Raw genomic sequence first — 7,138 nt, forward strand, 5'->3', positions numbered from 1 at the left:
AGGACGCCCGCACCAGCGGGCGTCTTTTATGATGCAGATCAGATTGCAGAACTGGTCTTGAGGCTGTTTACATTTCGTTTTGGATATAGTCGCTACGCGCTTTTCTACACCCCCTCCCCGATCCTCCCCCGCTTCGCAGGGGAGGGGGGATTCAAATTGCAAACACGCCCCTGAATCGTGAAAAACCGCCCCGGAGGGCGGTTTTTTTAGGGGTGCAGCAGCGTGGGTTCGCGGATGAGGGTGGCGACGGCAGCGCGGATGGAGGCGAGGCCGTAATCTTCTGCACGCAGGGCGGCGACGGGGCGGATGTCAAGTGCGCCGGCGTCATCGGCGGCGCGGGCGTTGTGGAAATCCGGCACGCGGGCGAGGTAGAACAGGTCGGCGGTGAAGACGTCGATGCCGCTGTAGGGGTAGGTGTTGGGCAGCGAGAACAGGTAGCGCAGCGCGTGTGGCGCGAGACCGGTTTCTTCGTGCAACTCGCGCCGGGCGGCGGCTTCAACTGTCTCGTGCGCTTCCACGAAGCCGCCGGGCAGGTCGAGCGTGCCTTTTGCCGGTTCGCGTGCGCGGCGCACGGAGAGGATTTGGCCGTGGTCGTCAAGGACAATGCAGGCGACGGCGGCGGCAACGTTGTGGTAGTAGGTGAGGTCGCAATGCGGGCAATGCAGCGCGTGGTCGGGCGGGTGTTGCAGGCCGGGCGCGCCGCAGCGCGGGCAGTAGCGGAAGGTGTGCAGCGGGTGGGTCATGGTCAGTCTTGCAGTTTTTTGAGCTGTTTTTTCAGGGCGATTTCGTCCCAGTATTCTTCATCTTCTGCTCTTATTTTCCATTCCAGCGCTTTGCCTGCCCGTGCCGGATCATCGCCGGGATTATAGCTGTAAAGCCACATCAGCATATTTGCGCCATTTTTGGAACCCTGCGCAGCGGATTGGTTGAAGAGTTCATAGGCTTTGGCGGTGTTGCGCTGCAAACCGAAACGTCCCGTACGGTAGGCTTCGGCCAGCTCGTTGGTGGCTTCGCCTTCTCCGGCATTGCTGGCTTTTTCGTACCATTCCAGCGCCTTGGCTTCGTTTTTTTCTTCATAGCGGTAGAAAGAAGCAAGCCTGTACATGGCGTAAGCGGACGGTTTTTCCTGGGTAGCGGCTTTTTTTAACAGTTCTTTTGCCATTTGCGCAAATGGTTCTTTCTCGTGTTGCACATCCACAAAGCCGGCGTTGTAAAACTCTCCAAGATACGCCGTCGCATCGGCGTCACCTTGCGCAACAGCAGGTTCGAGCCATTGTTGCGCATTACGATCTAGCCTTTCTTTTGCAAGGAGCGCCAATGTAATTTGGGCGACAGTGTTGTTTTGTGCGGCGGCTTTTTTTAGCCATTCGTCAGCTTTGGCGGCGTCTTTTTCTGCGCCGATGCCGTAGTGGTAGAGCAGTCCGAGCGCGGCTTGTGCCTGGGCGTTGCCCTGTACCGCGGCTTTTTCGTACCACTGGCGCGCCAGTGAATAATTGGGTTTGGCACTTTCTGTTTCGAGGGCATAGCCTTGGGCAAGCAGGAATTGGGCGTTGGCGTCGCCTGCTTCGGCTTTGCCCTGCTGTTGCCTGATTTGGGTGATGTAGTCGGTGGTTTCCGCGGCGGGTGCGGTCAGCGAGACGGTGCTGGTTAGCGCGAGGGCGAGCAGGGTGGCAAGGATGCGGATTGGCATAGGAAAAATTCCCGTTGTGGTGCAGCCGCGCGCTCTGCCGCTATTCGCTGCGGTACGGGCTGCGGGTGTTGAAGGCGAGCGAGAGGGTGCCTTTGTCGAGATAGGAAAGTTCGCCGCCCATCGGCACGCCGTGCGCGAGGCGGGTCGCGGGGACGTTGTGTTTGGCGGCGAGTTCGGCGAGGAAGTAGGCGGTGGTTTCGCCTTCGAGGGTGCTGTTGGTGGCCAGCACCATTTCTTTGATGTCGCCGGTGGCCAGCTGTTCATCGAGGATGTCCATGCCGAGTTCGTAGGGGCCGATGCCGTCCAGCGGCGAGATGAAGCCCATCAGCACGAAGTAGAGGCCACGGTAGTCGGTGGATTGTTCAAGGGCGAGGACGTCGGCGGGGGCTTCAACGACGCAGATGGTGCTGTGGTCGCGTCTGGGGTTGGCGCAGATGAGGCAAAGTTCGGCGTCGCTGATGTTGCGGCATTGTTGGCAACGGGCCGCGGTGTGCAGCGCGTGGTTGAGGGCATCCGCCAGTTGTTGGCCTTTTTGTGGTTGTTCAAGCAAAAGGCGCAACGCCATGCGCTGCGCCGTTTTGTTGCCGACGCCGGGCAGGCAGGTGAGCGCCTGCACCAGTTGGTCGAACGAGGGCGAGAAGCTCATCAGAAGGGCAGTTTGAAGCCGCCGGGCAGTCCCATGCCGCCGGTGAGGTTCGCCATTTCTTCCTGGGTCATGGCATTGACTTTGGCGCTGGCGTCGCTGATGGCGGCGGCGAGCAGCGCTTCGAGCATTTCTTTGTCTTCTTTCAGCGCTTCTTCGGAGAGTTCTACGCGCTGACAGGCGTAGTGGCCGTTCAGGGTGACTTTGACCGCGCCTGCGCCGGCGATGCCGACGATGTGACGGTTTGCCAGTTCTGCCTGCATTTTTTGCATATTCTCTTGCATTTCCTGCGCTTTTTTCATCATGGTGCCGAGTTTGCCGGGTAGCATCATTTTTTACTCCTGTGTGTTCAAGGGTTGGATGTTGTCCACTTGCAGGGCGGCGCCGAAGGTGGCTTGTGCCGCCCGTACTTGTGGGTGGTTAAGGAATTCTTGTTCGGCGCGCTGTTGCGCGGCGGCATTTTTTTGCCGACGGTATTCGATGGGGGTTTTCAGATCGCCATCGCCGGGGCGGATTTCGAGGGTGCAAGGGACACCGAGCGCGTGGCTGAGGGCGGCGGCGGCCTGTTCGCGGTTTTGTGCCTGGTCGAAGATGATGCCGGTCGGCGCGGTGCAAAGGCTGAGGAGCGGCGCCTGCCAACTGGCGGGGATGCTGTTTTCGAGCAGCAGCAGCGGGTATTCGTGCAGGTCGAGGGTAGTGAGGAAGTCGCTCCAGCGTTCGGGGTTGTCAATCAGGTCGGCGGGGTCGGTGGTTTTGCCCGGAGCGGTTTTTGTCGCGGGTTCGGGGGCGGTTGCCACAGCAGGCGCGGCAACAGCTTCAGGCTTTTTTGCCGCTGTGCTTCCGCTGTCATCGGGGATGGTTTCGCTGACCCACGGCGGGACGTCGCCGTTGTCCGGGGTATCGGCGGCGGATGGTTCTTCCCACGGCGGCGGTTCGTTGGCGATAGGTGTCGGGGACGGTTCGGCAGGAATGGCGGTCGCGGGTTCTTCCTCGCTCGCAGTAGGTGTTGCGGCGGGTATGGTTGGTGTAACAGGCACCGGGGACGGTTCGGCTGGAATGGCGGGTGCGGGTTTTTCCTTGCTCGCAGCAAGTGTTTCTGCGGATGTTGGCGCAACCGGTACGGGTGCCGGGGTCGGTTCGGCAGGAGTGGCGGGTGCGGGTTCTGCCTGTGGTAATGCTTCGCTCGCGGCGGTTTTTCCGTTTTGCAGACTGGCCGTCAGTTCGGTGAGCGAAGCAGTAAGGTCTGCGTCCGCCGGGGCGGCTTCGCGTACCGGGCGCGCGTTCGCCGGGTCGCTGGTGGGCAGCAGCGGTTGCAGGGCAATCATGCGCAGCAGGCTCATTTCCAGCGCCATGCGCGCATCCGGCTGGTAGGGCAGGTTTTGCCACGCTTCGCTGCCGATTTGATACCACAGTTGCAGCAGTTCGACCGGCAGGCGTTGTGCCAGTGCGTGCAGCGCCGCCGGGATTTCTTCGGGGTAGCGTTCCGCGCCGAGCTGGGCGATGGTGATTTTTTGCATTTGTTGCAGCAGGCGCAGCAGCAGTCCGGCATAATCGGGCGCGTATTCGTCCAGCGATTCGAGGATGTTGCGCAGACCGCCCGCGTCGCCGTCAGCGAGCAGGCGCAGCATATGCAGCAGCTGCGGTTCGGGGACGGCACCGAGCAAGGTGGCGACGTCATGGGTGCGGACGTGTCCCTGGCCGTAGGCCAATGCCTGGTCAAGCAGGCTGAGGCTGTCGCGCATACTGCCGGCGGCGGCATTGGCGAGCAGTTGCAGCGCGTCCGGCTCGTATTCGGCGTGTTCGGCTTGCAGGATGCTGGCGAGGTGTTCGCTGATTTGCCGCTCGCTCATGTTTTTCAGGTGGAATTGCAGGCAGCGCGAGAGGATGGTCGCGGGCAATTTCTGCGGGTCGGTGGTGGCGAGGATGAATTTGACGTGCGGCGGCGGTTCTTCCAGCGTTTTCAGCAGCGCATTGAAGCTGCTGGCGGAAAACATATGCACTTCGTCAATGAGATAGACTTTGTATTGTCCTTTGACAGGAGCGTAGGGGACGTTATCGAGCAGTTCGCGCGTTTCTTCAACGCGGGAGCGCGAGGCGGCATCCACTTCGATGAGGTCGGGAAAGCGCCCCTGGTCGATTTCCTTGCAGTGGTCGCATTCGCCGCAGGGATTGGAGCTGACGTGATTTTTCTGGCAGTTGAGCGATTTGGCGAAGATGCGGGCGATGGTGGTTTTGCCAACGCCGCGCGTACCGGTAAAGAGGTAAGCGTGATGGATGCGGTTATGGTCCAGCGCGTAGGTCAGCGCTTGGGTCACATGCGTCTGGCCGACCAGTTCGTGAAAGTTTTTCGGCCGCCATTTGCGTGCGAGAACCTGATACATGGGGTGCTTGTTTGAGAAAAAGAAAAAGGCCTGCACCAGCTTACTCCGGCACCCGATTTCACCGCTACCGCTGCTTCCTTCCGGACCTGACGGGGTTTGCGGCTGATCGTTGCGAAGCGCCAATGCAGACCAGCGGCGTATTCTACGGATTTTTTACCGGGATGCAACCTTTTCGCAAGGAAGCGTGCGCTGCGATAATGCCCGTGCCGGGCTGCCCGGCGCATTCAACCGGAGAGACAATCATGACCCAAATGAACGTGACGTATCAGGGACAACTGCACTGCCACGCCGAACACGCTGCGAGCGGGGCGACGCTGTTTACCGACGCGCCTGTTGATAACGGCGGCAAGGGCGAAGGCTTTTCGCCGACCGATCTGGTCGCCACCGCGCTCGCCGCCTGTGTGCTGACGATGATGGCGAAGAAGGCGGAAATCCTCGGCGTGCCGTACCGCGAGCCGCGCATTACCGCCGAAAAACACATGAAAACCGAGCCGCGCCGCATCGGCGAAATCGTCCTCAACATTTACTTTCAGGACAGCTACGACGAGAAAACGCGCCGCCTGCTGGAAGCGACCGCGCACGCCTGCCCGGTAGCGCAGAGTCTGCACCCGGATTTGACGCAAACGCTGCATTTTCATTATCCTGAATAATTGAGTGAAAAGTGCGCTGCGGCGCACTTTTTATTTGCTGGAGCAGTGCTTGTATAATTATACGACCAATTGAAGTTGGCAATTTATTTGAAATAAAATTCTGAATAAGGTGGTACGATGAATTATATTTATTCTGATACAATAAGCAATAATATAAAAAAGGTAGAGCAATATATCCTTGTGGTTTATGAACCGCAGTCTTCTGAAAAAGATAAAAATCTATATTTTGAAAAAGATTTTATTGCCTGTTTGCTTATTGAAAAGGAAGAATATTATGAAAAAGATGACCTCTTAATTATTAGGGAGGCTTATCTGAAGCTATCATATAAAGTGTTATTCTCAATATATTCTCAAAAAACAAAATCTGGCTCTTTTCAAGGCGGATATTACAATTATAGTATGCCACAAGTATCAATAACCTCCAGCTCTCCGGGTATAGATGGTTTTGTTTTGATAGAAGATTCTGATCTTAGAGAAAAGAGGATTGGGACATATCTTATGAATGAGGTTGTCTCTTGGGCAAAACAATGGCCAGAAGCAAAAGTAAAACCTGTAAAATTATATAAGGTACAGGCTACTAATGACAATAAAGCAAGAAGAAATCGTTTTTATGAGAGATTTGGACTGGTATTTGAATATTCTGATTCCAATAAATCAGAAGGAAAGTCTAACGAGATGTTTGCAAGCGAATTGATTGAAGTTGATACGTGGAGAAAAAATATTAAAAAACAGAAAATAAATGAATTCTTGTGTGATATTTTACGCGAAAATCGCAGATATAAGGCAGAAAATAAAAGGAATCTTAACGAGATTAAACGATTAAATAAATACCTAGATGAAGCCAGAGAACATCCTTTTGCTTGGTGCTTGCAATATGGCGAGTTTGGAATTTTTATGAAGTTTTTGATATTTTTTATTCTATGGATGGCCAAATTATTACGAGGATTCAGTTCATTGTTTTTAAAGAGGTAAAATTATAGTTGTGTAATATAAAAATCTTCGCCAGATTAAGTTGTATTTAATTTTTGCTATAATATTTGTTACATTACCTTTGCACCTCCCCCCAATCCTGCTCAAAGTAACTCACCAGTTTTTGCGTGTTGAGGTAATTCGGCTCAACGGCGCGGCGTGCCATGTCCGGCGGGAAGCGGAACATTTCTGCCGCCGTTTGTGCGTTGAGGTAGCGGGTTTTGACGTCAAAGCGGGTCGGTACGGGGAAAGCGTCCGTGTGTGCGGCGAGGACGTAGCCCCATTCACCGAAGGACGGCACGTAAACGTGATACGGCGCGGTGTGGAGACCTGCTGCTTCCAGCGTCGCCACCACCGACCAGTAGGCGTTCGGCGCGAAGTAGGGCGAGGTGGATTGTACGACGATGTAACCGCCGGGCGCGAGGTGGCGCGCGACGAGGCGGTACATCGGCACCGAGTAGAGTTTGCCGAGGGAGAAGTTGGACGGGTCGGGCAGGTCGATGATGATGACGTCGTATGCGCCACGGTCGGTTTCCAGCCATTGTGCGGCGTCGGCGTTGATGACGCGCAGTTTCGGATGGGTGAGCGCGCCGCCGTTGAGTGCGGTCAGAGTGGCGGAGGTGGCGAAGGTGCGGGTCATTTCCGCGTCCAGATCGACGAGGGTAATCTGTTGAACTTGCGGGTATTTCAGCACTTCGCGTGCGGCGAGGCCATCGCCGCCGCCGAGGATGAGGACGCGCGCGGGCGACCGCGCCATTTGCATCGCCGGCAGTACCAGCGCTTCGTGGTAGCGCGCTTCGTCGCG

7 protein-coding genes, 1 other RNA gene and 1 pseudogene are annotated in these 7,138 nt (G+C 56.5%); 2 read left to right on the forward strand and 7 right to left on the reverse strand.

What is annotated here, in order from left to right:
• Positions 1 to 206: 206 nt before the first annotated feature.
• From Q0349_RS07345 to ffs, 6 genes are all read right to left on the reverse strand, one after another.
• Positions 207 to 743, reverse strand: a complete 537-nt coding sequence (locus tag Q0349_RS07345) for an NUDIX domain-containing protein (RefSeq protein ID WP_298080221.1) — start codon at positions 741 to 743, stop codon at positions 207 to 209.
• 2 nt (positions 744 to 745) lie between these two features.
• Positions 746 to 1,690, reverse strand: a complete 945-nt coding sequence (locus tag Q0349_RS07350; RefSeq protein ID WP_298080222.1) for a tetratricopeptide repeat protein — start codon at positions 1,688 to 1,690, stop codon at positions 746 to 748.
• A 40-nt stretch (positions 1,691 to 1,730) separates the two neighbouring features.
• A complete protein-coding gene (recR, locus tag Q0349_RS07355) occupies positions 1,731 to 2,336 on the reverse strand; it encodes a recombination mediator RecR (protein WP_298080223.1) in 606 nt (201 codons plus the stop codon).
• A complete protein-coding gene (locus Q0349_RS07360) occupies positions 2,336 to 2,662 on the reverse strand; it encodes a YbaB/EbfC family nucleoid-associated protein (protein ID WP_366916292.1) in 327 nt (108 codons plus the stop codon). Before Q0349_RS07360 ends, recR begins: the two co-directional genes overlap by 1 nt.
• A 6-nt stretch (positions 2,663 to 2,668) precedes the next feature.
• On the reverse strand, positions 2,669 to 4,714 hold the full coding sequence (gene dnaX / locus Q0349_RS07365; protein ID WP_298080225.1) for a DNA polymerase III subunit gamma/tau: 2,046 nt from the start codon (positions 4,712 to 4,714) through the stop codon (positions 2,669 to 2,671).
• A 29-nt stretch (positions 4,715 to 4,743) separates the two neighbouring features.
• An RNA gene (gene ffs / locus Q0349_RS07370) (signal recognition particle sRNA small type) lies at positions 4,744 to 4,840 on the reverse strand.
• Positions 4,841 to 4,956: 116 nt separating this feature from the next.
• On the opposite strand from ffs, the gene Q0349_RS07375 reads away from it, so the two are divergent.
• Positions 4,957 to 5,364, forward strand: a complete 408-nt coding sequence (locus Q0349_RS07375; RefSeq protein WP_298080226.1) for an OsmC family protein — start codon at positions 4,957 to 4,959, stop codon at positions 5,362 to 5,364.
• A 117-nt stretch (positions 5,365 to 5,481) separates the two neighbouring features.
• Entirely contained in the window at positions 5,482 to 6,336 is an 855-nt protein-coding gene (locus tag Q0349_RS07380) for a hypothetical protein (protein WP_298080227.1), read from the forward strand.
• Positions 6,337 to 6,409: 73 nt separating this feature from the next.
• Here Q0349_RS07380 and Q0349_RS07385 read toward each other — a convergent pair.
• Positions 6,410 to 7,138, reverse strand: a pseudogene (locus tag Q0349_RS07385) (polyamine aminopropyltransferase); the annotation flags it as partial.

This window comes from uncultured Cardiobacterium sp. (assembly GCF_938028185.1).
Taxonomy (GTDB): Bacteria; Pseudomonadota; Gammaproteobacteria; order Cardiobacteriales; family Cardiobacteriaceae; genus Cardiobacterium.

Excerpts from the sequence above, each read along its gene's own strand:
- Q0349_RS07380 (WP_298080227.1), top strand. The coding sequence starts at position 5,482 with ATGAATTATATTTATTCTGATACAATAAGCAATAATATAAAAAAGGTA.
- dnaX (WP_298080225.1), bottom strand. The coding sequence starts at position 4,714 with ATGTATCAGGTTCTCGCACGCAAATGGCGGCCGAAAAACTTTCACGAA.
- recR (WP_298080223.1), bottom strand. The coding sequence starts at position 2,336 with ATGAGCTTCTCGCCCTCGTTCGACCAACTGGTGCAGGCGCTCACCTGC.
- Q0349_RS07345 (WP_298080221.1), bottom strand. The coding sequence starts at position 743 with ATGACCCACCCGCTGCACACCTTCCGCTACTGCCCGCGCTGCGGCGCG.
- Q0349_RS07350 (WP_298080222.1), bottom strand. The coding sequence starts at position 1,690 with ATGCCAATCCGCATCCTTGCCACCCTGCTCGCCCTCGCGCTAACCAGC.
- Q0349_RS07360 (WP_366916292.1), bottom strand. The coding sequence starts at position 2,662 with ATGCTACCCGGCAAACTCGGCACCATGATGAAAAAAGCGCAGGAAATG.
- Q0349_RS07375 (WP_298080226.1), top strand. The coding sequence starts at position 4,957 with ATGACCCAAATGAACGTGACGTATCAGGGACAACTGCACTGCCACGCC.